Origin of the sequence: Mycobacterium sp. KBS0706, from assembly GCF_005938675.2 — a bacterium.
Classification (GTDB): Bacteria; Pseudomonadota; Alphaproteobacteria; order DSM-16000; family Inquilinaceae; genus Inquilinus.
In genome coordinates this window covers 1-323 of sequence record NZ_VCCH02000402.1, presented here as the reverse complement: position 1 = coordinate 323, position 323 = coordinate 1, and the positions used below count along the sequence as shown (strand labels likewise).

Here is a 323-nt window from a genome sequence, read left to right as displayed (position 1 = left end):
CCAGCTGCAGCGTCTCCTTGTTCTGCGGCTGCGGCAGGGATTCGTAGGCGGTCAGCTCGAGCGCCTTGCCGTCCTTGTGGCGCAGCCCGTCGGAGCCCAGCGCCCAGCCGGCCTCGTCGAGCAGCCGCTTCGCCGCGGCCTCGTCATGGGTCAGCTTGGCCGACAGGTCGACATAGCCCAGCGCGGTCGAGGCGATGATCGAGGTCGCCTTCGGGTAGTTCTCGGAGAACAGCGTGCCGACGATCTCGTCCGCATCGGTCGCGTGCAGCAGCGCCTGCCGCACCCGGATGTCGGCCACCAGCGGGTTGTCCGGCCGGAACACG

At 69.7% G+C, this 323-nt stretch carries 1 protein-coding gene; it reads right to left on the bottom strand.

Features of this window, described 5'->3' with window-relative positions; all coding sequences use genetic code 11:
- A partial coding sequence (locus tag FFK22_RS42465; RefSeq protein WP_306770287.1) for an ABC transporter substrate-binding protein occupies positions 1-323 on the bottom strand: 323 nt, incomplete at both ends.